Source organism: Acidocella sp., from assembly GCF_027352905.1.
GTDB lineage: Bacteria > Pseudomonadota > Alphaproteobacteria > Acetobacterales > Acetobacteraceae > Acidocella.
In genome coordinates this window covers 22,625-47,864 of sequence record NZ_DAIEIF010000019.1, presented here as the reverse complement: position 1 = coordinate 47,864, position 25,240 = coordinate 22,625, and the positions used below count along the sequence as shown (strand labels likewise).

Here is a 25,240-nt window from a genome sequence, read left to right as displayed (position 1 = left end):
GCGTTGACCGCGCTGCTGGAGATCGATCTCGCCGCCATCGCCGCGAACTGGCGGTATCTCGCCGGGATGAACCGGGGCGAGACCGCCGCGGTGGTGAAGGCCGACGCCTATGGGCTGGGGGCGGCGCGGGTGGCCCCGGCTTTGGCCCAGGCGGGCTGCGGCATTTTTTTCACCGCGCATCTGGCCGAGGCCGTGGCGCTGCGCGAGGCGCTGCCCCCGCCGGCGCGCATCCTCACGCTGAACGGGCTCGCCCCGCACGCGGCGGCGGAATTTCTCCGTCACCGCATCACCCCCGTGCTGGCGACGCTGGAGGATGTGGCGCGCTGGCGGCGGGCGGCGCGGAGCGGGGAGCGGCCCCTGCCCGCCTTTCTGCATTTCGACACTGGCATGAACCGGCTCGGCCTCGGCGCCCGGGAGGCGGCGGCGCTGCGCGATGATCCCGCGCTGCTGGAGGGGATCGGGGTCGCGGCGGTGATGAGTCATTTCATCGCCGCCGAGGCGCCGGAGGACCCGCGCAACGCCCGCCAGCTGGAGGATTTTCTCGCTTTGGCGGCCGGCTTCCCCGGCGCGCGGCGCAGCCTCGCCAATTCGCCGGGCATGTTTCTCGGGCCGGAATTCCATCTCGACCTCACCCGCCCCGGCGCGGCGCTTTACGGGCTCAACACCAGCCCGGCCCAGCCGGCGCCGATGGCGCCGGCGGTGCGGCTCAGCGCGCCGATTTTGCAGATCCATGACGTGCCGCCCGGCGGGGAGGTGGGATATGGCGGCAGCTGGCGGGCGGCGCGGCCAAGCCGCATCGCCACCATCGGCGCCGGCTATGCCGATGGGCTGCACCGCGCCCTCTCCAACCAGGGCCATGCGTGTTTTGACGATACCCCGGTTCCCCTGGTAGGCCGGGTGTCGATGGATCTCGCCATGTTCGATGTCACCGATGTGCCGGCCAATCCCGGCGATACGCTGGTCCTGCTCGGCGCCCGCCACGGCGCGGATGAGCTGGCGCGGGAGGCCGGGACCATCGGCTATGAAATCCTCACCTCGCTGGGGCGGCGGTATCAGCGCCGGTATCTCGGAGCATGAACGCCCTGCTGGATGGGGTGGCCTGGCTTGGCGCCTTCGTGCTCGGCATCGTCGAATATATCGGCGAGCTGGGGATGTTCGCGGCCTCCGGCATCGCCCACGTGGTCTTGCCGCCTTATTATCCGCGCCAGCTCGGCCGCGCCTTCATGGAGATCGGCTATTTCTCCCTGCCGGTGGTGGCGCTCACCGCGCTGTTCACCGGCATGGTGCTGGCCCTGCAATCCTATACCGGCTTCTCCCGCTTCGGGGCGGAAAGCGCCATCGCCTCCGTGGTGGTGCTCTCGGTCACGCGCGAATTGGGGCCGGTGCTGGCCGGGCTGATGGTTTCCGGCCGGGCCGGGGCGGCGATGGCGGCGGAACTCGGCACCATGCGGGTGACCGACCAGATCGATGCGCTCTCCACCCTCGCCACCGAGCCGATGAAATATCTGGTGGCGCCAAGGCTGCTGGCGGGCACCCTCGCCCTGCCGGCGCTGGTGCTGCTGGCCGACATAATCGGCGTGCTGGGCGGATTTCTCGTCGCCACCAACAAGCTGGGGTTTTCCTCCGGCGGCTATCTCACCAGCACCTTCAACACGCTCCAGACGCAGGACGTGGTCTCCGGCCTGATCAAGGCGGCGGTGTTCGGCTTCGTCATCGCCCTGATGGGATGTTTCAACGGCTACCGCTCGCGCGGGGGAGCGCAAGGGGTGGGCGCGGCCACCACCTCGGCGGTGGTGTCAGCCTCCATCCTCATCCTGGCGCTGGATTACGTGCTCACCCAGGTGCTGTTCGTCAAATGAGCGGGCCGAAGATCCGCATCCGGGGTCTGAAGAAGCATTTCGGGCCGAAAAAAGTGCTGGATGGGGTGGATCTCGATGTCGCGACCGGCACCGGCATGGTGGTGATCGGCGGCTCCGGCACCGGCAAATCCGTGCTGCTCAAATGTATTCTCGGCCTCATCCCCGCCGATGGCGGCAGCATCGAGATCGACGGCGTGGACGTGCTGAAGGCGCCCCGCCATCAGGCGCGGGCGCTGCGCGAGCAGATCGGCATGCTGTTCCAGAACGGGGCGTTGTTCGACTCTCTGCCGGTGTGGGAGAATGTGGCCTTCGGCCTGCTGGCCCAGAAAAAGGTGAGCCGCGCGCGGGCGCGCGACGTGGCGGTGGAGGTGCTGGCGCAGGTGGGGCTGGGGCCGGACGTGGCGGGGCTTTCCCCTGCCGAATTGTCGGGCGGCATGCAGAAGCGCGTGGGGCTGGCCCGCGCCATCGCCGCGCGCCCGGCGATCATTTTTCTCGATGAGCCGACCACCGGCCTCGACCCGATCATGGGCGCGGTGATCGACGAGCTGATCGTGGATTGCGTGAAAAAACTGGGCAGCACCTCGGTCGCCATCACCCATGACATGGCCTCCGCCCAGCGCATCGCCGACCGGGCGGCGATGCTGTATGAAGGCCGCATCACCTGGACCGGGCCGGCGGGCGAATTGATGACCTGCACCGACCCGGTGGTGGAGCAATTCACCCATGGCCGCGCCCATGGGCCGATCAAGATGGCGCTGCGCCGTTAAAACGAGGTCTTGGCCGGACGGCCGCCTCGGCTTCCGGCGCGGCTCATGGGCGAAGGTAGGAGAGAGGCCATGCCGGAACGGGACGTCGATTATCTCATCCTCGGCAGCGGGGGCGCGGCGGCGGCGGCGGCGGCGATGCTGCGGCTGGAGCGCGAGGATGGCACGGTGATGATGCTCTCCGCGGCGCATAGCCCGCCTTATTACCGGCCCGCCTTGTCTAAGCAATATCTTCTCGGCGGAGTCACGGACGCGCAGATACAGGTCTATCCGAGTGATTTTTTCGAGCGCAAGCGCATCGATCTGGTGTTGAACACCCGGGCCGTGATGGTCGATGCCGCGGCTTCCACCGTTCTCACCGAGACGGGCGAGACGCTCCGCTACCAGCGCCTGCTGATCGCCACCGGGACGGAGCCGGTGCGGCTGGATATCGAGAAGGCCGGCCTGCCCGGCATCCATTATCTTCGCCATAAGGAGCAATGCCAGGCGATCCGCCAGGACATCGCGGCGGGGGCGCGGCGCGCGGTGATTCTGGGCGGCAGCTTTCTCGGCATGGAAATCGGCATGTCCCTGGCCGCGCTGGGCGTGGCCGTGACCATCGTCGAGCGGGAGGACCGGCTGCTGCCGCATGTCGAGGCCGATTACGTCTCCGCCTTCTTCAAGCGCCACGCGGAAGAGAAGGGGGCGAGAATTCTGCTCGAGGATACGGTGGCCGCCATCCATGGCGAGGCGCGGATCAGCGCCGTCACCACCCGCGCGGGGGAGCATATAGAGTGCGACATGATGGTGGTCAGCATGGGCATGGCGCCATCCACGGAGTATCTGAAGGGCAGCGGCATCGCGCTGGAGGACGGGTTCGTGCTCGTGGACGACCGGCTGCGGACCAACGTGCCGAATATTTTCGCGGCCGGGGATGTGGTGAATTACGACGACCCGGTTTTCATGCGCCGCCGCCATATCGAGCATTGGGACCACGCCGTGAAACAGGGCAAGCTCGCGGCCCGCAACATGCTCGGCCACCGCCTGCGCTTCGACGAGGTTTCCTATTTCTTCTGCGATATCGGCGATGTCAGCTTCAGCATGCTGGGCGCGCCGGAGGAGGCGGATGAGCGGATCGCCCGCGGCTCGCTGGAATCGGGCTCGCTGGCGTTGTTCTACCTCAAGAACAATGTTCCCCGCGCCCTGCTCTCCGTCAACCGCCCGGTCAAGGAGACGCGCAGTGTCGAGGGATTTATCCGCCACCGGGTGAACCTCGCCGCCGTCAAGGACAGGCTGGCCGACCCGGAATTCAGCCTCGACCACATCCCCACCCAGACCGCGCTGGTGCTGCAGGGCGGCGGCGCCATGGGCGCGTTCGAATGCGGGATCGTGCGGGCGATGGAGGAGGAGGGGATCTACCCCGATATCGTCGCGGGCGTATCCATCGGCGCGCTCAACGGCGCGATCATCGCCGGCAATCCGCGCCACGCCACCCAGGCGCTGGCCTCCTTCTGGTCTGAGCTTGCGGTTGAAACCCCCCGGATGCTGGGGGAGAACATGGCGCGGGCGATCACCTCCGTGGAGATCCTCACCTTCGGGGTGCCCCGTTTCTTCCGCCCGCGCTGGCTGCCCCAATGTTTTCAACTGCCGCCGCCGCCCTCGGAATGGCTCAGCTTCTACGACCCCAGCCCGATGCGCGAGCTGATCGCCCGCTATGTGGATTTTCCCCGGCTGCGGGCCAGCCCCGTGCGGCTCCTGGTGGGGGCGGTGAAGGTGACGACCGGCAAGCTGGAGATTTTCGACAGCTATGTGGACGACATGACGCCGGACCATGTGCTGGCGAGCGGCAGCCTGCCCCCCGGCTTTCCCTGGACCAAGGTGGAGGGCGAGGCCTATTGGGATGGCGGGCTGGTCAGCAACTCGCCCCTCGACATGGTGACCGAGCGCTGCGGGCTGGAGGGCAAGCGGGTCTTCATCGTCGATCTCTATGCCGGGGAGCGGCCGCTGCCGAATAATCTCGCGGAGGTGATGGCGCGGCGGGACGAGATCGTCTTCGCCGAGCGCGTGCGCCGGGACCTGCGCTGGCGGGAGCTGACCGCCTCCTACCGCCAGCTGGTGGATAGCGTGCTGGAGGCGGTTGAGCCCACGCTGCGGGCCAAGCTGCGCCAGCGGCCGATCTATATCGAGTTGATGGGGGATGGCTCCGCCACCCACATCACCCGTTTCATTCGCCAGGGCCAGCAGGGAGAGCCGGCCTCGCGCGATTATGATTTCTCGGACATCGCGATCAATGCCAACAAGGAGCAGGGCTACCGGCTGGCCAAGGCGACGCTGGCGGGGGAGGGTCCGGGCGCGCAAGGCCGCACCGGAATGGAGGCAGAGGCGGATACTTCCCGCCATGCCTCGATGATGCCGGAGGGCGCGGATGTGGACCTCCAGCTGGCCAGCGCCTCATACCGCCACCAGGGCCGGGGCAAGCCCGCCGGCGCGGCTTGATCCCGCCGGCCCGGAAGATGGGTCCGTCCGGATGGGGCCGGGCCGCCGGCCGGTTTCGCTTTGGCGCGCGGCTTTCTTTCCTGGGCCAAAGCGGGTAATTCCCGGCCATGAGCTGGCTCACCGAATTCGTCCGCCCGAAGATCCGCACCCTGCTGGGCCGCAAGGAGGTGCCGGATAATCTCTGGCACCAATGCCCTTCCTGCCAGCAGATGATCTTCCATACCGAGCTGGCGGCGGCCAAGAAGGTTTGCCCGCATTGCGGCTTCCATATGCGGGCCACCGCCCAGGACCGCCTGGCCTGGACCTTCGATGAGGGCAAATATACCCGGATCGAACTGCCCAAGGCGGTGCCGGACCCGCTGAAATTCCGCGACCAGAAGCGTTATACCGACCGGCTGAAGGAGGCGCGGGACAAGACCCGCCAGGATGACGCCATTCTGGTGGCGCATGGCACGCTGGGCGGGGTGAATGCCGTGGTGGCGGCGATGTCCTTCGACTTCATGGGCGGCTCGATGGGCGCCGCCGTGGGCGAGGGGCTGGTGGCCGCCGCCCGGCTGGCGGTGCTGCAGGCCGCGCCACTGATCGTCTATACCGCCTCGGGCGGGGCGCGGATGCAGGAAGGCGCCATCAGCCTGATGCAGATGCCGCGCTCGGTCATCGCCAGCCAGATGGTGAAGGAGGCCGGGCTGCCCTATATCGTCGTGCTGACCGACCCGACCACTGGCGGGGTCAGCGCCTCCTTCGCCATGCTGGGGGATATCCAGATCGCCGAGCCGGGGGCGCTGATCGGCTTTGCCGGGGCGCGCGTGATCGAGCAGACGGTGCGCGAGAAACTCCCCGAGGGATTCCAGCGCGCCGAATATCTGCACGCGCATGGCATCATCGATATGGTGGTGAAGCGCGGCGACCTCACCCCGATGCTGGCGCGGCTGGTCGGGTTTTGCACCGCCCGACAAATGGCGGCTTGAGCAACGAGCTGCAGGCCGAGGCCGGGGCCTCCGCCGCCCGCCGCCGCGCGGGCGCGGCGCTGGAACGGCTGCACGCCAGCTATCCGCGCCTCATCGACCTCAGCCTGGAGCGGTTGCGCCGGCTGCTGACCGCGCTGGGCGAGCCGCAAACCCGCCTGCCGCCGGTCATCCACGTGGCGGGCACCAATGGCAAGGGCTCGGTCTGCGCCATCGCCCAGGCGGTGGCGGCGGCGGCGGGGATGCGGGCCCATGTCTTCACCTCGCCGCATCTGGTGCGTTTCAATGAACGCATCCGCCTGCAGGGCGCGCCGGTGGAGGACGCGCTGCTGGCCGAGGCGCTGGATGCGGTCGAGCGCGCCAATGCCGAGCAGCAGATCACCGTGTTCGAGGCGGTCACCGCCGCGGCGCTCTGGCTGTTCGCGCGGGTGCCCGCTGACCTTTGCCTGATCGAGGTGGGGCTGGGCGGGCGGCTGGACGCCACCAACGTGGTCTCGCCCGCCGCCTGCGCGATTACCGCCATCTCGCTCGACCACCAGGAGTTTCTCGGCGCGACGCTGGAGCTGATCGCCGGGGAAAAGGCGGGCATCATCAAGCCGGGCGTGCCGGTGGTCACCGGCTATCAGCCCGCCGGGGTGCTGGCCCGCCTCGCCGCCGAGGCGGCGAGCCGGGGCGCGCCGCATCTGCGGCGGGGGCGGGAATGGACGGTGGAGCTGGAGGGGGCGGGAATGGTGTTCGACGGTATCGCCCTGCCCCGACCGGCCCTGGCCGGGGCGCATCAGATCGAGAATGCGGGGATCGCCCTCGCCGCGCTGAGGGCCGCGGGGTTCCGCCTGGCGCCAGAGGTGATGGCGGCGGGGCTGCGCGCCGCCCATTGGCCCGCCCGGCTGCAAAGGCTGCATGGGCGGCTGGCGGCGCTGCTGCCGCGGGGCGAATTATGGCTGGACGGAGCGCACAACCCCGGCGGGGCGGAGATCATCGCCGCGCAATTGCGGGAATGGGACGGCCCGACCGACGTGATTCTCGGCATGAAGCAATCGAAGGACGTGGCGGAATTCATCCGCATCGTGCGGCCGGAGGCGGCGCGGCTCTTCGCGGTGGCGGAGCCGGGCCAGCATCTCGCCCTGCCGGTGGAGCGGATCATCGAGGCGGCGGGCGGCGGCGCCGTGGCCGGGCCGGATGTGCGGGGCGCGTTGCGCCAGAGCCGCGCCCGGCGGGTGCTGATTTGTGGCAGCCTGTATCTGGCGGGCGAGGTGCTGAAGCTGGATGACGGGCTGGTGGAGGCAGGAGCCGGGCGATGAAACTGAGCCGACGCGAGTTTACCACGGCCGGCGCCGCGCTGGGGACGGGCGCCGCCCTTGCCCGCCCGGCCGAGGCCGGGGAGGCAGGGCTGAATTTTTTGCTGGTGGGGGATTGGGGCCGGCTTGGGCACCACCACCAGCGCGCCGTGGCGCGGCAGATGGGGGTAACCGCCGCCGCCATCGGCAGCCGTTTCGTGGTCTCTGTAGGGGATAATTTCTACGAGAACGGCGTGGATTCGGTCTCCGACCCGCAATGGCGAAGATCCTTCGAGGAGGTGTACACCGCGCCCGCGTTGCAAACCCCCTGGCAGGTGATTCTGGGCAACCATGATTACCGCGGCAATGTGCAGGCGCAGCTGGATTATGCGCGCCAAAGCCCGCGCTGGCGGCTGCCCGCGCGCTATTACATGCAGAGCCTGGATTTGCCCGGCGGCGGCCGCGCCGCCTTCTATTACCTCGACACCTCGCCCTTCATCCGCAAATATTACGGCACGCGGGTGGCGGTGAACGGCCAGGACAGCCAGGCCCAGCTGGACTGGCTGGCGGCGGGACTCGCCGCCTCCACCGCCGACTGGAACATCGTCATCGGCCACCACCCGATTTATGGCGCCCACGCCGCCGACCCCGGCTATGAGGGGCCGGACCAGCCCGATCTCATCGCCCGGCTGGACCCGGTTTTGCGGGCGCATCGGGTGCCGGTTTATATTTGCGGCCACGACCATGTGCTGCAGGCGGTGCAGATGAACGGCATCTCCTACATTTGCACTGGCGCCGGCTCCGAGACCTATCAGCCCGGCCCGGCGATCCGCGGCGGCTTCGCCTCCGGCGCGCATGGCTTCATGGTGGCGCGGCTCTCCGCCGCGCGGCTCGACTGGGCGTTGATGGATGCGAGCGGCAACGCGCTCTATTCGCAATCCATCTTGCGCGGCTGAGCCGTTTCGGCATAAAGCCGCCGCCAGAAGGCCTCGCTGGTCATCTCCGGCAGGGCGCGTTGATACGCCTCTCTCAGCCTGGGCAGAGTCACCAGGAAGCGGGCCGAGATCTTCATGAAACCGCAGAGGGCGCGGAAAAACAGGCGGCGGTCGTAATGGGCGACATAGCCGAGGCCCATCGCCTCGTAATAATAAAGGACGTGACGGAACCGGAAGATGCGCCGGTAGGAGGCGCGGAAGGATTTATGCTCGAACACGGTTTGGTCGCGCAGAAGGAAGCCGGGCAGCAGCATGCCGTTGAGGGAGAGGAGGCGCAGCCAGCGCCGCGCTCCCGGCTCGGTATCGCCCCGATAGGCGAGGCTGAAATCCGCCAGGTCGATTTTTTCCAGTTTTTCCCTGGCGTTCAAGGGCGCGAGTTCGGCCCGTGGCGCGCTGTTGTCCAGATTTTCCCGCCAGAAGGCGGGGCCTTTGCCGACATCACGGATGGCGAGGATGATGGCCTCGGCGCTGGCGTAATTATAGGAGAACAGGCTGGAGAGCACCCAGCCCAGCATGATGCGGAACATTTGCAGGCGGCCCGGTGAGCCCGTTTGCAGGGCGATGGTGAGCATGGCCCGCAAACCCTGATACCGGGTGCCGGGATTTTCCTTGAGCTGAAAATCCTCACCCCAGCAGGCGACACCATTGATGGTTTCGACATGAAAACCATTATTCAGGCTGAACAGAATGTCGTCGCCGCGCACGAAGAAGGGAAACGGGAACGCCTTCGCCTGGTCTATTCTGAACCCGAAGAACCACCAGGCGCCGTAATCCGCGCGCTCGCGCCGCGTCTCCGCTTCCAGCAATTGCTGCGTCTCGCGCATGTCGCGGTTATGATTCAGAGGCCGGGTACGGCCATTGGCGTACGCCGCTCCTTTCTCGAACAACCGGTATGGTTCGAGCTCGCGCAGCAGCGCCCCCGAGATCGCCAAAGCCGGATCGCGCGCATAGGCGAGAAGGGAGTGGGCGCGGAAGATGCTGTCGATCTCACAACTGGCATCGTCATCCATGAACAGGCAATGGGTGAAGCCGTGATCCTTGAGATAGATCAGGCCGCGCGCGAAGCCGCCGGAGCCGCCATAATTCGGGTTGGGCAGCACTGTGGCGGCGCCCGCCTCCTGCCGGGTGAGATTGCGCGAATTATCGACCACGACCAGTTCGATCTTTCCGGCCAGATCGGGCCGGTTGGCGAGAGCCGCGCCGATGCGGGCGATGGCCGGCACGACATAGAATTGACGGTTGAAATGGGTGATGACGATGCCGAGCCTCACCGGCGCCAGAGGCGCCGTGCGGGTTAGATACCGCCCGCCGCTGATCTCGCCGCCGCCCAGGGATTCAAGCTCGATGTGAAGCAAGCCGTCCTCCAGCTCCGCCCAGGGCAGGGCAAGAGGCGGGGATGGCAGGCTGATCCCGTATTCCTGCACCCAGCGATGCGCTTGACCGTTGCGGTGAATGCCCACCCGGAGAATGAAATCGCCCCGCCCCTCGAGCAGGAGGAACAGATCCTCGATGATGGTGGCGCGTTTGAGCGTGCCGACCGAAAGGGCGTTGAAAAAACTGTCGAACGAGACCCGCCCGCGCGCGGGAAAGAGGGTAAGACTTCGATATTGCCGCCGCGCGGAGGCGGCGGTCTTGATCCTGACGTAAAGCTTATCGGAGCAAGGGAATTCGAGGCCGGGAAGCAGTAGCTCTTGCAGCGTGAAAAATTCCGGCACGATCTCTTTCCGTCAAACTCGAAGGCTTTTGAATGAGAAGCGGGCGCGCGCCTAGCCTGCCGCCGCGAGAGCCTGGGCGAGATCCGCGAGAATATCGTCGATATGCTCGATACCGATGGAGAGGCGCACATAGCCCGGGGTGACGCCCGCCGCCGCCTGGTCCGCCGGGCTCAACTGGCTGTGGGTGGTGCTGGCCGGGTGGATGGCGAGCGAGCGGGCATCGCCGATATTGGCGACATGATAGAAAAGCTGCAAGGCGGAGATGAAGCGCCGCCCCGCCTCCGCCCCGGCTTTGAGCTCGAAGCCGAGCAGCCCGCCCTGGCCGCGCGGCAGGTATTTCGCCGTCAGCTCCGCGTTCGCCCCGCCGAAACCAGGATAGATGACGCGCGCAACCTCGGCGCGGTTCGCCAGGAATTGGGCCACCGCCGCCGCGTTCTCGCAATGGCGGGCCATGCGCAGGGGCAGCGTCTCCAGCCCCTGAAGAAGCTGGAAGGCGTTGAAGGGTGAGAGCGCGCCGCCCAGATCGCGCAGCAGCACCACCCGCGCCCGGATGATATAGGCGATGGGGCCGAGGGGCTTGACCGCCTCGCTCCAGACCGCGCCGTGATAGCTGGCGTCCGGCGTGTTGAGCAGGGGCTGGCGCTGCGGATGGGCGGCCCAATCGAAATTGCCGCCATCGATGATGGCGCCGCCGATGGACGTGCCGTGGCCACCGATGAATTTGGTGGTGGAATACATCACCACCGCCGCCCCATGCTCGAAGGGCCGGGCGAGCAGCGGCGCGGCGGTATTATCCATGATCAGCGGAATGCCTTGCTTGCGGCCGATCTCCGCGACCTCGGCGATGGGAAAGACCCGCAGCTTGGGGTTGGGCAGGGTTTCGGCGTAATAGGCGCGGGTGCGCGCATCCGTGGCGTTGGCGAAGGCGTGCGGGTCCGCCGGGTCCACGAAGCGGACCTCCAGCCCTTGCTCCTTCAGCGTGTTGGCGAAGAGGTTCCAGGTACCGCCGTAGAGATCGGTGGAGGCGACGATGTTATCCCCGGCGCGGGCGAGGGTTTGGACAGCATAGGCGGAGGCGGTTTGCCCCGAGGCGACCGCCAGCGCCGCCACCCCGCCCTCCAGCGCCGCCAGCCGCTTCTCCAGCACATCCGTGGTGGGATTCATCATCCGGGTATAGATGTTGCCGAATTCCTTGAGCGCGAAAAGATTGGCGGCCTGTTCCGGACTCTCGAACTGGTAGGAGGTGGTCTGGTAGACCGGCACCGCCACCGCATGGGTCGCGGGGTCGGCCCGCCAGCCGGCATGCAGGGCGAGCGTCTCGGGGTGCGGAGAGGGAAGAGGCATGAAGCGGTCCTGGCCTGAATGATTATCTCTGACAGCATCGCATCGAACCGTTTTTACGGCAAGGTGCGCCGGGAGGGACAGGACCTGGCCAAGGCTGGTGTTTGTTGCAACCGGCAATTGCTGAAGGTTGCATGTTTTGCTTGACAGAAGACTTTCTCTCTGAAAAACTTTAATGACAATTAATGGTTGCAGAAACTACAAGATCGAATATTCATCCTTTGAAACCATTTGATCAGGGCACAAAAGAAGGGAGGCTGTTTGCGGTTAGCAATGAGGGCTTGATCTCGATACGGCTCAGGGTTTTGTTAATCTCTTTTTCCTAAGAGTGAGCTTCGCAAGATATTTATTATATGGGCCGCAGTGTTTTTCGGCGCTTAGCTGGACTAAATCGCTGTGAGGCGATTTGTTTGGCTTCGCTCGGGGAGGGTTAAAACGTTTTTTAATTAAATTGTCCAAAAAACCGGGAGGAAACATGAGAAAAACAACGACGGTCCGCGGATTGGCCGCGATTGCCGCCGTCACCGTTATGCAGACTCAAATGGCCAAAGCCAATGAGATGTGGACAGGTGAATTGCCCAACATCAAATCGGCAACTCCGGAGGGGGTTCTGCCGCCGCCTGGCGTCTATGGGCAACTGGATAATTATTTTGCCCAATTCGAGACGTTCGATTCGGTGGGAAATAAAATTCCCAGCGCCTCCATCAATGCGCTCATCGAAGTGCCGACATTATTGTGGGTGCCTGGGATTACGGTTCTGGGCGCCAATTATGGCGTCGCCGTAGCGATTCCATTTGTTTACAATAGCTATCAGCCACTCCAGCGCGCTACGCCGGGCCCAGGAAATTTGGGGCTGTTCAATACCGTCATAGCGCCAGCCATTCTGTCCTGGACTTTGTCTCAGCATCTCTTTGTCAGCACCACGGCGGCGTTCTTGTTGCCAGACCAGACCAACGACAAGCTGGATCTCTATAGGGGATCTCTTAAAAACGGCGGCGCCCCGACCGGAAACTCCTATTCATCGTTTATGCCTTCCCTAGGCTTGACTTGGATGGATAATGGCTGGACGCTGAACGTTGGTCTGCGTGTTTCGCTCACCCTTGGGCCGACCACTTCGGAGGCTTCGTTCTATTACCAAAATCCTTACGGTGCGGTTTCCTGGCTCAACGGGTATCATTACCATACCGGTGATTTTTTTGTGGGTGATTATACCCTGACAAAAACTTTCGGCGCATGGAGTTTTGGGGGAGCCATCTTCAATTCATTTCAGCTACAAAAAGACACACTGAATGGGCAGCCGGTTCCAGGTTCGATCTATCGTAGTTTTTCCATCGGGCCAGTGATCGGGTACCAGTTCAAGAGTGGAATGGGGATAACCGCGTTGTGGGGGCACAGCGTCACCACAAATAACGGCGTGGGCGGGGATGCCTTTGATTTAAGGCTCACCACGCGTTTTTAATTTTAAGAACCATAACATAAGAGCGAGGCGTTTCATGGTGTTGATGGTTTCAAATCCGGCGCGGCCCGGCTCTCATATGCTGGGTGATGCGATGGCCGCGTTGTTTTTCATCGCCTTTTCGGTCTTTCTCTGGATCGAATCGGATGCTGTCGCGGCGGCGACGATATCGCACCCCTATGCGACGGGATTTGTTAAATTCGGCATATTGGCGACATTCGGCGAATGTCTGAAAGACCGGATTGTGGTTGGGCACTGGCTTCCGCCCAAACTTGCATTCCGGTTCCTGATCTGGGGCGTGGTCGGAATTTGGCTGACCGCCGCGTTTCCCCTTTTCGATACCGGCTTGGCGAGCCTCGTCGCCCATCATATGTGGCCCGCCTTTCCGTACCCGTTCTGGGTCAGCATGTGGATTAATTTCTTTGGCGGAATCGCATTTTTTGTTATGTTCGTGCATTATTGGGCAAATTCCATTCTGGATGACGGATTCATAGCGCCCTGGGATTTGTTCAGGCGGCCGGAAGCCCCGCAATGGTGCAAGACCATTTTGCTCTCCATGCTGTTTTTCTGGGTTCCGGCGCAGACGATCACTTTTTTGCTGCCGCCGGTCTGGCGGGTTCTCTTCGCGGCTTATTTGGGAATTTGTCTCGGGTTGATTCTGTCCTTCGCGGCCAAGGCGGGGGAAGCCACGGGCGAAGGTTTGGCTTGACGGTTTCCGCCCTGTGGAGGCAGGCTGGCAAAGAAGGCCGAAGAGCCGGACAGGAGGAGACACCAGCATGTCCAGTCAAACGCTGCGCGCCGAAATTCCCGTGGGCGAATTGCTCAAGAACGACCCCCGCAACTGGGGCCGCTGGGGCGAGGAAGACGAGGTCGGCTCGCTCAATTTTCTGACGCGAGAGGAGGTTCTGCGCGGGGTGCGCGCGGTCTCCTCCGGCAAGACCTTCACCTTGCAGGTATTGATGGGTCACCCCCAGGGCGATCCGGTCTGGCCGGGGCGGGCCCAGCCGGTGCGGATCAACGTTATGGATAAGGGCCATTATCTTTGCGGCAAGGGGGTGCCCTTCCCCGGCCATGCGGAATATGCCGACGACATGCTGATCATGTATCTGCAGGGCTCGACCCAGTATGACGCGCTCGGCCATGTATGGTGTGACGACCAGCTTTATAACGGCTATGACGCCAAGACCACCGCCGGCAAAATGGACAAGGCGAGCGTGCTGCCGATTGCCGAGCGTGGCGTCGTCGGGCGAGGCATTCTCATCGATATGGCCCGCTTCCGCGGCAAGGATGTGCTGGAGCCGGGCGAGACCTTTACCCATGAGGACGTGATGAAGGCCGCCGCAGCCCAGGGCGCGAGGATCGAGAAGCACGACATATTGGTGATCCGTACCGGCTGGATCGGCAGTTTTTACGCCCGCGACAAGGTGGAGTTTTACAAGAATTTTATCGAGCCCGGCCTGACCTATAGCCCGGAACTCGTCAAGTGGTTTCATGAAATGGAGATTCCCAATCTCGTCACGGATACGATCGCCAATGAAGTGACGGTGGACCCGGTCTCCGGCGTTGCGTTGCCGCTGCATAACGCGCTGATGAGGAATCTCGGCGTGACTTTCACGGAGATCGCCTCGCTCGACAAGCTCGCCGAGGATTGCGCCGGGGACAGACAATACAGCTTTCTCTATGTCGCGGCTCCCTTGAAGGTGGTGGGCGGCACCGGCGCTCCCGTCAACCCGGTCGCGATCAAATAAAGCGGGCAAGATGATGGGCGACAAATTCTATGAAGCGAAGCCCTGGTTGCATCTCTATGACCCCGGGCAGCCAGCGGAGATCGTTCCCGATTTTACCGATGCGCTGGCGATGTTCCGTGCCGCCGCCGCGCGGGCGCCGGAAGCTCCCGCCATTCTCTATTTCGACGCCCGGCTCAGCTATGCCGAGCTGGACCGGCTGAGTGACGCGCTGGCGGCGGAGCTGGAGGAAGCCGGCTTCGCCCCGGGCGACCGGCTGGCGGTGTATTTGCAGAATGTTCCGCAATTTCCCATCGCGGTGATCGCGGCCTGGAAAGCGGGCGGCATCGCCGTGCCCGTCAATCCGATGAACCGGGACCGGGAGATTGGCATTCTCTTCGATGATTGCACGCCGAAGGCGCTGATCTGCCATGGCTCGCTCTACGAACAATTCGTCACCCGGCTGGGGCCGGAGCGCCATTGTCCGCAGGTGATCATAACCACCACGGCGGCGGAATTCCAGACCCGCAACGATCCCCGGCTGTTCAACGGCATTCACCGCCGTGTATTTGCCGGGACGCCGGATTTTCGCGACATCGTCGAGCGCCGCGCCGGTGAAAAGCCGCGCGCCCAGCCCCGGTACCAGCCAGGGGACATCGCCTTTCTCGTCTACACCTCCGGCACCACCGGCGTGCCGAAGGGCGCCACCAACACCCATGGCAATGTCGCCTTCAATTCCCAGACCTACCGGGAGTGGATGAAGCTGCGGGAGGGCGGGCCGATTCTCGGCGTGGCGCCCCTGTTCCACATCACCGGCCTCATCGGCCATTTCGGCGCCGCTTTGATCACCGCCGCGCCGTTAATTCTGGCGTTCAGATTCGAGGCCGGCGTGGTCATGGACGCCATCGCCGAACATAAGGCGGAATTCACCATCGGCTCGATCACCGTCTTCATCGCCATGCTCAACCACAAGGAAGCGTGCCGGGAAAAACTGGCGACGATGACCAAGGTTTATTCAGGGGGGGCGCCGATTCCGCCTTCGGTCGTCGAACAGTTCCGCGCGACCTTCGGGCATTATATCCATAACGGCTATGGGCTGACCGAGACGAATTCGCCCATTCTCGCCGTGCCGCTGACCCGCGAGGCGCCGGTGGACCCTGTCTCGGGCGCGCTGGCCATCGGCGTGCCGGTGTTCAACACCGTGGCGCGGGTTTGCGACGATGAGGGGCACGACCTGCCGGTGGGAGAGATCGGCGAGATCGTCGCGCGCGGGCCGATGGTTGTGCCTGGCTATTGGAACAAGCCCAAGGAGAGCGCCGCCGCCATTCGCGGCGGCTGGCTGCATACCGGGGATGTCGGCTTCATGGATCCGCAAGGCTGGTTCTATCTGGTCGACCGCAAGAAGGACATGATCAACGCCGCCGGCTACAAGGTATGGCCGCGCGAGGTCGAGGACGTGCTCTATACCCACCGGCGATCCGCGAGGCCGGAGTGGTGGGCGAGGCGGATGAGTATCGCGGCGAGACGGTGAAGGCGGTGGTCAGCCTCAAGCCAGGGCAGACGGTGACGGAGGAGGAGATCATTCTCTTCTGCCGGGAAAGGATGGCCGCCTATAAATATCCGCGTATCGTCGAGATTGTCGAGGAATTGCCAAAAACGGTGACGGGAAAGATTTTACGGCGGGAGTTGCGCAAATAATTTCCGGACTCAGCCCAGGCGCAGCGTTGCTAGAATTCTGGCCGCCAGCGCCTGGGGCGGCGCATCTATATCCACGGCGATGGCGGGCTCCTCCGGTCCCGGCTCTTCCAGCGCGGCGAACTGGCTGTCGAGCAGGCTGACCGGCATGTAATGGCCCTGGCGGGCGGCCAGGCGCTGGCGGATCAGCGCGCGGTCACCCCGCAAATAGACGAAGACGACATCATCAGCCCCCGCCCGGATAAGGTCCCGGTAGCGCTGGCGCAGGGCGGAACAGGCGATGACCCCCTGTTTTCCCGCCTGCCGCCAGCCCCCGAGAACGCGGGCGATCTCTTTCAGCCAGGGTTCGCGATCGGCGTCGGTCAATGGGATGCCATGGCTCATCTTTTCGACATTCGCTGGCGGGTGGAGCGAGTCGGCGTCGATGAACTCCCAGCCGAGGTGGCTGGCCAGCAGCGAGGCGATGGTGGTTTTGCCGCACCCCGACACCCCCATGACGACGATGAAGCACACGTTCGTGGCGGGGGTGGCAGGCACGCCGTTTAAAGTTTGATCTGGTTGAGTTGCGAGACCGCCGGGATATTGGTGAAATTCGGCACGTCTCCGAACAGCTCGCCGCCATGGGCGGCGGCGGCCTTTTGAAACGCCTCGGCGCTCTCGAATTCAATAATCGTCATGACGGCGTAGAGGGGCGGCTTGCCATCCGGACCGGGCTGGCCCGCGAGAACGGTGGTCTTGCCTAGGCCCATCGGCCCCCAGCGCTTTTCCACCAGCGGCATATGCTTGTTCAAATAGTAATCGAAATCGAAATGGTAATCCGGCTGGTACGGATAGATGACGGTGATGGCGATCATGGATTTGTTCCCTCCTGGACGCGCCGATCATGACGCAAGGCGGGGCGTTGGGCAAATGGTTGTTGCAGCCGCATATGGCTCAAGCGGGTTGCAAAACCGCGCGCAGGTCGAAGGCGGGGCTGGAAAGCTGGGCGGGGTCCACGCGCGGGCGGCGGGCGATGGCGCGCTTGGCCGGGCCCAGCAAGCGGGGATTATTGACGAGGCTGACACCGGCGAGGATGCCGTCCTCGACATGATAGATGGCGAAGGAGTCCGGGGATTTGCCGGTTTGAATCACGTTCTCCTTGGCCATGGGCGCGCCGATGACATGGATTTTGTGCTCGTACTGATCCGTCCAGAAATAAAAGGCCGTGCTGTCCGGCCGGAAGGAGGGGTCCATGAGGAGGCGGGCGGCATTGGCCGCGTGGTCGCGCGCGGCCGTCCAGGTCTCGTGGCGGCTCGGCCCGCCGCCCGCCGCGCTTTTGAGGCGGGCGACATCGCCGATGGCGAAAACGCCCGCCGCGCTGGTGCGGCCAAGCTCGTCCACCAGAATACCGTGGTCACATTCGATCCCCGCGGCGCGGGCGAGGCCGTCATTCGGGTTGGCGCCGGTCGCCCATAATACCGTGTCCGGGCGGAGGCGGGCGCCATCGGCGAGGCTGATCTCCTCCCCGCTTGCCGCGCCCATGCCGCCGAAATGGAAGGTCACGCCCTTGCCGCTATGGGCTTCGAACAGAAACCGGGCGAGGGCAGGGCTGGCATTGCGGCTGAGCAGCCGGTCGGCGGCCTCGATGACCGTGACCTCGAGGCCGAGGGTTCGCGCCGTCGCCGCGACCTCAAGGCCAATGATGCCGCCGCCGATGATGCCGAGATGTCCGCCCGCCAGCAGCCGCGCCCGCAGCGCGTCCGCGTCGTCCTGCGTGCGCAGGCTGAGCACCGGCGCGGCGAGGCCGAGCGGCGGGGGCGGCTTGGCGGCGGCCCCGGTGGCGAAGACCAGCGTGGCATAATCCAGCCGCCGCCCGGATTTGAGGGTCACGCGCCGCGCCGCCGCGTCCACCTCCACCGCCGGGTCGTCCAGTATCTGCTCGCAATGGTCGAGATGCGGCAAGGCGAGGGCGAGGGGGGCGGCATCGCCGGAGAGAAGATAGGCCTTAGAAAGCGGCGGGCGGTCATAGGGCGGGCGGCCCTCATCGCCGATCAGGATGATCTCGCCCTGATGGCCGAGCCCCCGCAGCTCCGAGACGAAGCTGGCTCCGGCCAGGCCGGCGCCGATGACGATGACGGGTGAGGCGGGCATGGTCAGGCGTTCCGTGAGGTGGGGAGGGCCGCGCCGCCGCCGGATTCGGGCAGCAGATGGGCGGATTTGATCACATTGAAAGCGCGCTCGATATGGACGCGCATCGCCTCGACCGCGGCCTCGGCGTCGCGGCGGATCGCCGCCTCGAAAATCGCGGTATGCTCGTCGCGCACCTTGAGCGGCGGCGGACCCTTGGTTGCCGAGAGCCGCCGGTACCGCTCGGAATTATGGAAGAGGATCATCCGCATCCGCTCCAGCCATTGGGAGCGGGCGCCCGAGACCAGCGCGGCGTGGAACTCCATATTCTGCCGCTCCCAGGTGTCGAAATGGAGGGCGGGCGCGGCGCGCAGCCGGTCCTCGGTAATGCCGAGCCGGTGATAGGCCGCCACCACCCGCACCTCCCATTCGTCATCGCCATGGCGGACGCTGTCCGCCAGGGCGAGGCATTCGATCTGCATGCGGGCATAGGTCAGGTCTTCAAGGTCGGCCAAGGACATCGGGGCGACGCGGAATCCTTTCTGCCCTTCCGCCACCACCAGCCGGTCGCCGATGAGCCGGGTAAGGGCCTCGCGCACCGTCGTGGTGCTGATGCCATGGCGCGCGCGCAAGCCCTCCAGGTGAAGCTTGGAGCCTTGCGGCAGCGCGCCGTTGAGAATTTCCTGGCGGAGCGAAAGATAGGTTTCCTCGATGCTCGTCCGGGCGCGTTCCGGCGCGGGGGTGATCCCGTTTATGACGGCGGGCGGCCCGGTGAACAAGGATTGATCCATTTTTGCGCCTTCTCTCCTGCGGGTGCGATTGGACATAGACCATCCCGCTCCGCGCCGCAATAAAATCGATATTATCCAAATTCCTCTTGATAGAAGTTTTTTTGTTGGGTAGCGTGGTAAAGACGATATTAAGCCGGAGGATCGACCCGGCAGGGAGAAGAAGCCTCATGCAAGAAAATCCCGAAATCGGGCAATCTGTCATGGCCGGTGGTATCCGGACCAATCTGCATGACCGGGGCGAGGGGTTCCCGGTGCTGCTCATCCATGGCTCCGGCCCGGGGGTGAGCGCCTGGGCCAACTGGCGTCTCGTCATTCCGGAGCTGGAGAAGACCCGCCGGGTCATCGCGCCCGATATGGTGGGGTTCGGCTTCACCGACCGCCCCGAGGGCATACGCTATGATCTGGATACATGGATCAGCCAGCTGCTCGCTTTGATGGATGCGCTGGATGTCGAGCAAGCCGATGTGATCGGCAACTCGTTTGGCGGCGCTCTTTCGCTCGCCGCCGCCATCCGCCATCCCCAGCGGTTCCGCCGCCTGGTGCTGATGGGCGCGGCGGGGGTGGAGTTCCCCCTCACCGAGGGGTTGGACACCGTGTGGGGCTACGAGCCTTCCGTCGCCAATATGCGCAAATGCATGGATTATTTCGCCTTCAACCAGGCATTGGTGAGCGATGGGCTCGCCGAGCTGCGTTATCGCGCCAGCATCCGCCCCGGCGCGCAGGAAGCGTTCTCCGCCATGTTTCCCGCGCCGCGCCAGCGCTGGATTGCCGCGCTGGCGAGCCCGGAAGAGAAGATCGCCCGGCTTCCCCATGAGACGCTGGTGGTTCACGGACGCGAAGATAAGGTGATTCCTCTCGAGGTTTCCTACCGGTTGCACCAGCTGATTCCCCACTCCCAGCTCCATGTGTTCGGCGAATGCGGGCACTGGACGCAGATCGAGCATGCCGGCCGCTTCGCGCGGCTCGTGGAGGACTTTTTCGCCGAGGCCGACCGGGCCGCGCAGCCGGCCCGGCCCGCTTTGGCCCCCGCCGGCTGAGCGTTTGACGGATTTTGTGGAAGGAAACGCCGAGAAGATGAGCCAAGACTCGCCCCGCCTGACCCGCCTGATCGCTTGCAGCGCCGTGCCGGAGGGCTGCGCCGTGCAGGTGGAGATCGAAGGGCGGGCGCCGCTCGCGGTGTACCGGCTGGAAGACGGATATTACGTGACGGATGATACATGCAGCCATGGCGAAGCCTCGCTCGCCGATGGCGAGGTGTTGGCCAATGGCGAGGTGGAATGCCCCTTTCATGGCGGTAGTTTCGATATCAGGACCGGCGAGGCCCGCAAATATCCCTGCACCGTCAGCATCGCCGTCTATCCGGTGAGCATCGTCGACGGCGAGGTGTGGGCGGAGTTGGAGCCGGCGCGCCATTTAGAAAACAACAAGGAATAAAGTTATGGATGCGATCGAGAGTTTCAGGCAAGGACGGTATTCCGGCGGCGGCCTCGACGCGTTGCTGGAGGATGATGGCGGCTTGCGCCGGGTCGACCGGAGCATTTTCACCGATCCCGCGTTGTTCGAGGCGGAATTCAAGGCGATCTGGGAAAAGATCTGGGTGTTCATCGGCCATGAAAGCCAGCTGCCGGCGCCTAAATCCTTTTTCACGACCTGGGTGGGGCGGGTGCCTGTCATCGTCTCGCGCAACAAGGCGGGCGAGATTAATGTGTTCGCCAATATCTGCCCGCATCGCGGCGCCACGCTCTGCCGCGAGGTCAAGGGCAGCAAGGCCAATTTCGTCTGCCCGTTTCATGGCTGGGCTTTCAATGATAATGGCCAGCTGATTTCGCCGATGAATGAAAAAGGCGGCGGCTATCCGGACGAGTTCGACAAGGCGAAGCTCGGCCTGAGGCGGCTCAAGCTCGGCAATTATCGCGGCTTTCTTTTCGCCTCGCTCAATGACGAAGTCGAGCCGATTGAAGATTATCTGGCCGAGAGCAAGACCTTCATCGATGTTATCGTCGATCAATCCCCGGAAGGGATCGAGATTCTCAAAGGCAGCTCGACCTACACCTATGATGGCAACTGGAAATTGCAGGCCGAGAACGGGGTGGATGGCTATCATGTCGCCGCCGTGCATGCCAATTACGTCGAGACCATGCGCCACCGCGCCATCTCCAAGGCGGCGGGCGAGAAGACCAAGGCGATGAATGTCGGGGATTTCCCCAAATCCCGCGGCGGATATTACGATCTCGGCAATGGCCATACCATCATCTGGTCGGAGTTTTCCAACCCGCAGGACCGTCCTCTCTACCCGGTGCGCGAGGAGCTCGCCCGGCGCATGGGTGAGGCGGCGGCCAGCTGGGCGGTGGAGATGTCGCGCAACCTGTTGCTTTACCCCAATGTCTTTCTCATGGACCAGATGAGCACCCAGATCCGGATTTTCCGGCCTATCGCCGTGGATAAGACCGAGGTCACCATCTATTGCTTCGCCCCCAAGGGCGAATCGCCCAAGGCGCGGGCGCATCGCATCCGCCAATACGAGGATTTCTTCAACGCCAGCGGCATGGCGACGCCTGACGATCTGACCGAGTTTTGCGAGGCCCAGCGCGGCTATACCGCCCATGCGGCGATGCGCTGGAACGACATGTCGCGCGGCGCCGCGCATGAGGTCGCGGGGGCGGATGACTTCGCGCGTGGGCTTGGCCTTTCCCCGCGGTCGAGCGGCACCAAGATCGAGGATGAGGGAATATTCGTCGCCCAGCATAAAAGATGGCTCGAACTCATGCGGGCGGGAGAGCGTTGATGCGGGTCTCGCCCGAGGAGCGTTTCGCCATCGAGGATCTTCTCGCGGAGGAGGCGGAGAGCCTGGATAACCGCGACTGGGACCGCTGGCTGGCCCTATTCACCGATGACGTGGAGTTCTGGGTGCCATCCTGGGATTCGGAGCTGGAATTGACCGCCGATCCGCAATCCGAGATGTCGTTGATGTATTACAAGGGGCGCGGCGGTTTGGAGGACCGGGTGTTCCGCATCCGGACCGGCCATTCGAGCGCCTCGACGCCGCTGCCGCGCACCAGCCATATCACCGCCAATCCCCGTATCGAGAAAACGGAAGCCGGTTTCCGGGTGACCGCGCGCTGGATGGCCTCCGCCTTTCGTAAGGGCGCGTCGGTGACCTATTTCGGCTCCTATCTCTATCGTTTGGTAGGCGATGCCCAAGGCCTGCGCATCGCCGCGAAAAAGATCGTGCTCTGTAACGATCTCATCTCCACCTCGCTCGACATCTACAATATCTGAAAGGGTGGGGATGACCGGGATGCTCGCCATTCAAAAGCTCTCGCCGGGATACGGCCAGGTGGCGGCGGCGCTCGTCGACCGCCCGGCCCCGCCCGAGGGCGACGAGGTGAGGCTCCGGGTGGAGGCGGCGGGAATTTGCGGCACCGATTTGCTGATCTATAAATGGGGGGCGTTTGCGCAGCGCATGCGCCCGCCCACCATTCTCGGCCATGAGGTGAGCGGCATCGTGCTGGAAACCGGCCCGGCGGTGCGGCGGCTGCGGCCCGGCATGCGGGTGAGCGTGGAGAGCCACCTGCCCATGTGTGCCCGCATACGCTCTATCCCGGCATTGATTTCAATGGCGGGTTCGCTTCCGAGGTGTTGCTGCCGGAGCGTGTGCTCTGGCCGGTGCCGGAGGACGTGCCGGCCGAGGCGGCGGCGATGATGGAGCCGTTCGGCATCGCCGTGCATGCGAGCCTGGAGGGTTCGGGCGTGTCCGGCCTCAACGTCCTCATCTCCGGCTGCGGGCCGATCGGCCTGATGAACGTGGCGGTGGCGCGGGCGCTGGGGGCGGCGCGGGTGATCGCGGTGGATGTCAACGGCTACCGGCTGCGATCAGCGGAGGGGATGGGCGCCACCCATATGATCGAGCCCGGGCGGGATAATCTCGTCGAGACGGTGAGGCGGCTGTGCGGCGGGCGCGGCGTGGATGTGGCGATCGACTACTCCGCCAATGCCGGGGCGCTTGACGCGATCGGCGAGGCGATGACGCCGGGGGGCGAAATCCGGCTGCTCGGCGTGGCGGAGGGCGCTGTCGGCGTCAATCTCGAACGCTGGGTGTTGAAAGGACTGATCGTGCGCGGCCTGCACGGGCGGCGCCTGTTTGAGAGTTGGGAGCGTTCCACCGAGCTTTTGCGCTCCGGCCGGGTGGATTTGGCGCCGCTGGTCAGCCATCGCCTGCCTCTGCAAGCCGCCGAGGAAGGCTTCGCCCTGGCGCTGAAGGGCGAGGCGCTCAAAATCTTGTTCGAGCCGAATGGCTGAGCGGGGCGCGATGGGAAGCAAACGCATGTCAGGGACGAAACGCTGATGCCGGCGGCATTTAAAATCGCCGTCGAGGGCGCGGGCGAGGCCACCTGCTATGAGGGCGAGCGCGCCCTGGTGGCGATGGAGCGGGCGCAGAGCTTCGGCCGGCTGAAGAACCTCCCCTATAAATTGCCGGTGGGTTGCCGGCGGGGCGGCTGCGGCATTTGCCGGGCGCGGGTTCTCTCCGGCGCGTACCGGAAGGATCTGATGAGCCAGGCGCATATTTCCGAGGAGGAGAGCGAGGCGGGACTTGTCCTGTCCTGCTCCATCTATCCCCTTTCCGATATCGAATTGCGGATCGAGCCGCCGCAAGTCGCCAGTAAAACGAAAACGGCCACGACAAGCGAGGAGAAATAAAATGGCTATGACCGGAGTGTTGCGTCCAGGCTTCGCCCAGATACGGGTTTTGGATATGGAAAAGGCGCTGGAGCATTATACCAAGCGGGTCGGCCTGCATGAGGTGACGCGGGGCGGCGATGGCCGCGTCTATCTCAAGGCGGCGGATGAATTCGACCATCACAGTCTCGTGCTGCGCGAGGCGGATCGCGCCGGGATCGACGTGGCGGGTTTCAAGGTGGCCTCCGAGGCCGATCTTGACGCGCTGGAGAAACGTGTCTCCGCCTTTGGCTATCCCGTGGAGCATGTGCCCGCTGGCGAGCAGCCGGGCTTGGGCCGGCGTATCGGCTTCACCGTCTGCACCGGCCATCGCATCGAGCTTTATGCCCATGCCGATCTCTCCGACCCGAAGCCGCCGACCCATAACCCGGATGTGTGGGATGTGGAGCCGCATGGCATGAGGGTGCGCCGTTTTGATCACGTCCTGCTGCTCGGACCGGATATCGACAAGGCGCTGGATTTTTTCGAGAAAGTGCTGGATTTCCGTTGCACTGAGCGGGTCGATACGCCGGATGGTTTGACGGCGGTCTTTTTGAGCTGCGGCATGAAGGCGCATGACATCGCCTTCGTCAAATTTGGCGAGCCTGCGAAGCTGCATCACGTTTCCTTCGAATTGGAGAGCTGGGCGGATATCGGCCATGCCGCCGATATCATCACGCGCTACGATATATCCCACGATATCGGGCCGACCCGGCATGGCCTCACTCAAGGACGGACCATCTATTTCTTTGATCCCTCCGGCAACCGGAACGAAGTTTTCACCGGGGACTACACTTATTATCCCGACAATCCCACCCGCACCTGGGACGAGACCCAGATTGGAAAAGGCTTGTTCTATTACGAACGTCAGGCCCCCGAATCCTTCCTGAACGTGATGACCTGATGCGGCGCGTCACCGGCCGGAGGCGGGCGTGAGCCTCGCCCGTGATCTACGCGCCGTCACCGCCGAGGCCGCGCTCGCCGCGGTGAAGGCGGCGGTGGCGGCGGCGGCGGCGCGGGGCGTGGCCGTGGTCGCCGCGGTGGTGGATCCGGGCGGGCATCTCGTCGCCAGCCTGCGCGGGGACGGCGCCTTCGCCGCCTCCATCGGCATCGCCCACGACAAGGCCTGGACCGCCGCCATCTTCAAGGCCAGCACGGAGGGGCTGGCGGCGGGGCTGAGCGGCAACCCCGTGCTGCTGGCGGGCATCGCGGCGCGGCCGAACGTGGTGCTGTTCGGCGGCGGATTGCCCATGTCTCACGAGGGCGCGGTGATCGGCGGTATCGGCGTGTCGGGCGGCAGCGAGGATGACGACCGCGCCGCCGCCGCCGCCGGGCTCGCCGCCCTTGGACTTTCAGCGTGA

The 25,240-nt window shown here is 64.6% G+C and carries 26 protein-coding genes and 1 pseudogene; 21 read left to right on the top strand and 6 right to left on the bottom strand.

Features of this window, described 5'->3' with window-relative positions; all coding sequences use genetic code 11:
• Positions 1–3 precede the first annotated feature (3 nt).
• The 7 genes from alr (at position 4) to M7H45_RS02980 (ending at position 8,296) form a co-directional block, all read left to right on the top strand.
• Positions 4–1,077 carry an alanine racemase gene (gene alr / locus M7H45_RS03010; protein ID WP_298214572.1) on the top strand — a complete coding sequence of 358 codons (1,074 nt, stop codon included), beginning with the start codon at positions 4–6 and terminating at the stop codon, positions 1,075–1,077.
• Positions 1,074–1,859, top strand: a complete 786-nt coding sequence (locus M7H45_RS03005) for an ABC transporter permease (RefSeq protein ID WP_298214570.1) — start codon at positions 1,074–1,076, stop codon at positions 1,857–1,859. The genes alr and M7H45_RS03005 overlap by 4 nt, the downstream gene beginning before the upstream one ends.
• Positions 1,856–2,626 carry an ABC transporter ATP-binding protein gene (locus tag M7H45_RS03000; RefSeq protein ID WP_298214568.1) on the top strand — a complete coding sequence of 257 codons (771 nt, stop codon included), beginning with the start codon at positions 1,856–1,858 and terminating at the stop codon, positions 2,624–2,626. The genes M7H45_RS03005 and M7H45_RS03000 overlap by 4 nt, the downstream gene beginning before the upstream one ends.
• Positions 2,627–2,695: 69 nt before the next feature.
• Positions 2,696–5,098, top strand: a complete 2,403-nt coding sequence (locus tag M7H45_RS02995) for an FAD-dependent oxidoreductase (RefSeq protein WP_298214566.1) — start codon at positions 2,696–2,698, stop codon at positions 5,096–5,098.
• A 107-nt stretch (positions 5,099–5,205) separates the two neighbouring features.
• The gene (gene accD / locus M7H45_RS02990) at positions 5,206–6,066 is read left to right on the top strand and encodes an acetyl-CoA carboxylase, carboxyltransferase subunit beta (protein ID WP_298214565.1); all 861 of its coding nucleotides are present in this window, start codon (positions 5,206–5,208) and stop codon (positions 6,064–6,066) included.
• On the top strand, positions 6,063–7,364 hold the full coding sequence (locus tag M7H45_RS02985) for a folylpolyglutamate synthase/dihydrofolate synthase family protein (RefSeq protein ID WP_298214562.1): 1,302 nt from the start codon (positions 6,063–6,065) through the stop codon (positions 7,362–7,364). The genes accD and M7H45_RS02985 overlap by 4 nt, the downstream gene beginning before the upstream one ends.
• Positions 7,361–8,296 carry a tartrate-resistant acid phosphatase type 5 family protein gene (locus M7H45_RS02980; RefSeq protein WP_298214560.1) on the top strand — a complete coding sequence of 312 codons (936 nt, stop codon included), beginning with the start codon at positions 7,361–7,363 and terminating at the stop codon, positions 8,294–8,296. The genes M7H45_RS02985 and M7H45_RS02980 overlap by 4 nt, the downstream gene beginning before the upstream one ends.
• Here M7H45_RS02980 and M7H45_RS02975 read toward each other — a convergent pair.
• Entirely contained in the window at positions 8,269–10,050 is a 1,782-nt protein-coding gene (locus M7H45_RS02975) for a glycosyltransferase family 2 protein (protein WP_298214557.1), read from the bottom strand. The genes M7H45_RS02980 and M7H45_RS02975 overlap by 28 nt on opposite strands.
• A gap of 51 nt (positions 10,051–10,101) precedes the next feature.
• Positions 10,102–11,394, bottom strand: a complete 1,293-nt coding sequence (locus M7H45_RS02970; RefSeq protein WP_298214555.1) for an O-acetylhomoserine aminocarboxypropyltransferase/cysteine synthase family protein — start codon at positions 11,392–11,394, stop codon at positions 10,102–10,104.
• Between the two features lie 472 nt (positions 11,395–11,866).
• Between M7H45_RS02970 and M7H45_RS02965 the strand changes: the two genes are divergently transcribed.
• The 5 genes from M7H45_RS02965 to M7H45_RS02945 all read left to right on the top strand — a co-directional run bounded on the left by M7H45_RS02965 (position 11,867) and on the right by M7H45_RS02945 (position 16,269).
• Positions 11,867–12,850: a transporter gene (locus M7H45_RS02965; RefSeq protein ID WP_298214553.1), complete on the top strand. Its 984-nt coding sequence runs from the start codon at positions 11,867–11,869 to the stop codon at positions 12,848–12,850.
• A gap of 100 nt (positions 12,851–12,950) precedes the next feature.
• On the top strand, positions 12,951–13,556 hold the full coding sequence (locus tag M7H45_RS02960; RefSeq protein ID WP_298214551.1) for an Mpv17/PMP22 family protein: 606 nt from the start codon (positions 12,951–12,953) through the stop codon (positions 13,554–13,556).
• A gap of 67 nt (positions 13,557–13,623) precedes the next feature.
• A complete protein-coding gene (locus tag M7H45_RS02955) occupies positions 13,624–14,595 on the top strand; it encodes a cyclase family protein (protein WP_298214549.1) in 972 nt (323 codons plus the stop codon).
• A 10-nt stretch (positions 14,596–14,605) separates the two neighbouring features.
• The gene (locus M7H45_RS02950; RefSeq protein WP_298214547.1) at positions 14,606–16,102 is read left to right on the top strand and encodes a class I adenylate-forming enzyme family protein; all 1,497 of its coding nucleotides are present in this window, start codon (positions 14,606–14,608) and stop codon (positions 16,100–16,102) included.
• Positions 16,066–16,269: an AMP-binding enzyme gene (locus M7H45_RS02945; protein ID WP_298214544.1), complete on the top strand. Its 204-nt coding sequence runs from the start codon at positions 16,066–16,068 to the stop codon at positions 16,267–16,269. The genes M7H45_RS02950 and M7H45_RS02945 overlap by 37 nt, the downstream gene beginning before the upstream one ends.
• A gap of 9 nt (positions 16,270–16,278) precedes the next feature.
• On the opposite strand, the gene M7H45_RS02940 is transcribed toward M7H45_RS02945, so the two are convergent.
• The 4 genes from M7H45_RS02940 to M7H45_RS02925 form a co-directional block, all read right to left on the bottom strand.
• The gene (locus tag M7H45_RS02940; protein ID WP_298214542.1) at positions 16,279–16,803 is read right to left on the bottom strand and encodes a gluconokinase; all 525 of its coding nucleotides are present in this window, start codon (positions 16,801–16,803) and stop codon (positions 16,279–16,281) included.
• Between the two features lie 5 nt (positions 16,804–16,808).
• Complete coding sequence (locus tag M7H45_RS02935; RefSeq protein WP_298214540.1) at positions 16,809–17,120, bottom strand: EthD family reductase; 312 nt, start codon at positions 17,118–17,120, stop codon at positions 16,809–16,811.
• 79 nt (positions 17,121–17,199) lie between these two features.
• Positions 17,200–18,396 carry an NAD(P)/FAD-dependent oxidoreductase gene (locus tag M7H45_RS02930; RefSeq protein ID WP_298214538.1) on the bottom strand — a complete coding sequence of 399 codons (1,197 nt, stop codon included), beginning with the start codon at positions 18,394–18,396 and terminating at the stop codon, positions 17,200–17,202.
• A 2-nt stretch (positions 18,397–18,398) separates the two neighbouring features.
• A complete protein-coding gene (locus tag M7H45_RS02925) occupies positions 18,399–19,163 on the bottom strand; it encodes a GntR family transcriptional regulator (protein WP_298214536.1) in 765 nt (254 codons plus the stop codon).
• A gap of 200 nt (positions 19,164–19,363) precedes the next feature.
• On the opposite strand from M7H45_RS02925, the gene M7H45_RS02920 reads away from it, so the two are divergent.
• From M7H45_RS02920 to M7H45_RS02885, 9 genes and pseudogenes are all read left to right on the top strand, one after another.
• A complete protein-coding gene (locus tag M7H45_RS02920) occupies positions 19,364–20,200 on the top strand; it encodes an alpha/beta fold hydrolase (RefSeq protein WP_298214534.1) in 837 nt (278 codons plus the stop codon).
• 37 nt (positions 20,201–20,237) lie between these two features.
• Complete coding sequence (locus M7H45_RS02915; RefSeq protein WP_298214532.1) at positions 20,238–20,597, top strand: non-heme iron oxygenase ferredoxin subunit; 360 nt, start codon at positions 20,238–20,240, stop codon at positions 20,595–20,597.
• Positions 20,598–20,601: 4 nt separating this feature from the next.
• Complete coding sequence (locus tag M7H45_RS02910; protein WP_298214530.1) at positions 20,602–21,948, top strand: Rieske 2Fe-2S domain-containing protein; 1,347 nt, start codon at positions 20,602–20,604, stop codon at positions 21,946–21,948.
• On the top strand, positions 21,948–22,442 hold the full coding sequence (locus tag M7H45_RS02905; protein WP_298214528.1) for an aromatic-ring-hydroxylating dioxygenase subunit beta: 495 nt from the start codon (positions 21,948–21,950) through the stop codon (positions 22,440–22,442). The genes M7H45_RS02910 and M7H45_RS02905 overlap by 1 nt, the downstream gene beginning before the upstream one ends.
• Positions 22,357–22,692 (top strand): annotated as a pseudogene (locus tag M7H45_RS11320) (alcohol dehydrogenase catalytic domain-containing protein); the annotation flags it as partial. The gene M7H45_RS02905 and the pseudogene M7H45_RS11320, both read left to right, overlap by 86 nt.
• A gap of 50 nt (positions 22,693–22,742) precedes the next feature.
• The gene (locus M7H45_RS02900; protein ID WP_298214526.1) at positions 22,743–23,462 is read left to right on the top strand and encodes a zinc-binding dehydrogenase; all 720 of its coding nucleotides are present in this window, start codon (positions 22,743–22,745) and stop codon (positions 23,460–23,462) included.
• Positions 23,463–23,507: 45 nt separating this feature from the next.
• Positions 23,508–23,861 carry a 2Fe-2S iron-sulfur cluster-binding protein gene (locus M7H45_RS02895; RefSeq protein ID WP_298214525.1) on the top strand — a complete coding sequence of 118 codons (354 nt, stop codon included), beginning with the start codon at positions 23,508–23,510 and terminating at the stop codon, positions 23,859–23,861.
• A gap of 1 nt (position 23,862) precedes the next feature.
• A complete protein-coding gene (locus M7H45_RS02890) occupies positions 23,863–24,783 on the top strand; it encodes a catechol 2,3-dioxygenase (RefSeq protein WP_298214523.1) in 921 nt (306 codons plus the stop codon).
• 28 nt (positions 24,784–24,811) lie between these two features.
• Positions 24,812–25,240, top strand: coding sequence for a heme-binding protein (locus tag M7H45_RS02885; RefSeq protein WP_298214521.1), 429 nt, complete (start codon positions 24,812–24,814; stop codon positions 25,238–25,240).

What these genes read in the sequence shown, in the direction of transcription:
- M7H45_RS02910 (WP_298214530.1), top strand. Translation starts at nt 20,602, where the DNA reads ATGGATGCGATCGAGAGTTTCAGGCAAGGACGGTATTCCGGCGGCGGC.
- M7H45_RS02980 (WP_298214560.1), top strand. Translation starts at nt 7,361, where the DNA reads ATGAAACTGAGCCGACGCGAGTTTACCACGGCCGGCGCCGCGCTGGGG.
- M7H45_RS02935 (WP_298214540.1), bottom strand. Translation starts at nt 17,120, where the DNA reads ATGATCGCCATCACCGTCATCTATCCGTACCAGCCGGATTACCATTTC.
- M7H45_RS03005 (WP_298214570.1), top strand. Translation starts at nt 1,074, where the DNA reads ATGAACGCCCTGCTGGATGGGGTGGCCTGGCTTGGCGCCTTCGTGCTC.
- M7H45_RS02905 (WP_298214528.1), top strand. Translation starts at nt 21,948, where the DNA reads ATGCGGGTCTCGCCCGAGGAGCGTTTCGCCATCGAGGATCTTCTCGCG.
- M7H45_RS02895 (WP_298214525.1), top strand. Translation starts at nt 23,508, where the DNA reads ATGCCGGCGGCATTTAAAATCGCCGTCGAGGGCGCGGGCGAGGCCACC.
- accD (WP_298214565.1), top strand. Translation starts at nt 5,206, where the DNA reads ATGAGCTGGCTCACCGAATTCGTCCGCCCGAAGATCCGCACCCTGCTG.
- M7H45_RS03000 (WP_298214568.1), top strand. Translation starts at nt 1,856, where the DNA reads ATGAGCGGGCCGAAGATCCGCATCCGGGGTCTGAAGAAGCATTTCGGG.
- M7H45_RS02950 (WP_298214547.1), top strand. Translation starts at nt 14,606, where the DNA reads ATGATGGGCGACAAATTCTATGAAGCGAAGCCCTGGTTGCATCTCTAT.
- M7H45_RS02955 (WP_298214549.1), top strand. Translation starts at nt 13,624, where the DNA reads ATGTCCAGTCAAACGCTGCGCGCCGAAATTCCCGTGGGCGAATTGCTC.
- M7H45_RS02930 (WP_298214538.1), bottom strand. Translation starts at nt 18,396, where the DNA reads ATGCCCGCCTCACCCGTCATCGTCATCGGCGCCGGCCTGGCCGGAGCC.
- M7H45_RS02995 (WP_298214566.1), top strand. Translation starts at nt 2,696, where the DNA reads ATGCCGGAACGGGACGTCGATTATCTCATCCTCGGCAGCGGGGGCGCG.
- M7H45_RS02970 (WP_298214555.1), bottom strand. Translation starts at nt 11,394, where the DNA reads ATGCCTCTTCCCTCTCCGCACCCCGAGACGCTCGCCCTGCATGCCGGC.
- M7H45_RS02915 (WP_298214532.1), top strand. Translation starts at nt 20,238, where the DNA reads ATGAGCCAAGACTCGCCCCGCCTGACCCGCCTGATCGCTTGCAGCGCC.
- M7H45_RS02965 (WP_298214553.1), top strand. Translation starts at nt 11,867, where the DNA reads ATGAGAAAAACAACGACGGTCCGCGGATTGGCCGCGATTGCCGCCGTC.
- M7H45_RS02890 (WP_298214523.1), top strand. Translation starts at nt 23,863, where the DNA reads ATGGCTATGACCGGAGTGTTGCGTCCAGGCTTCGCCCAGATACGGGTT.
- M7H45_RS02925 (WP_298214536.1), bottom strand. Translation starts at nt 19,163, where the DNA reads ATGGATCAATCCTTGTTCACCGGGCCGCCCGCCGTCATAAACGGGATC.
- M7H45_RS02920 (WP_298214534.1), top strand. Translation starts at nt 19,364, where the DNA reads ATGGCCGGTGGTATCCGGACCAATCTGCATGACCGGGGCGAGGGGTTC.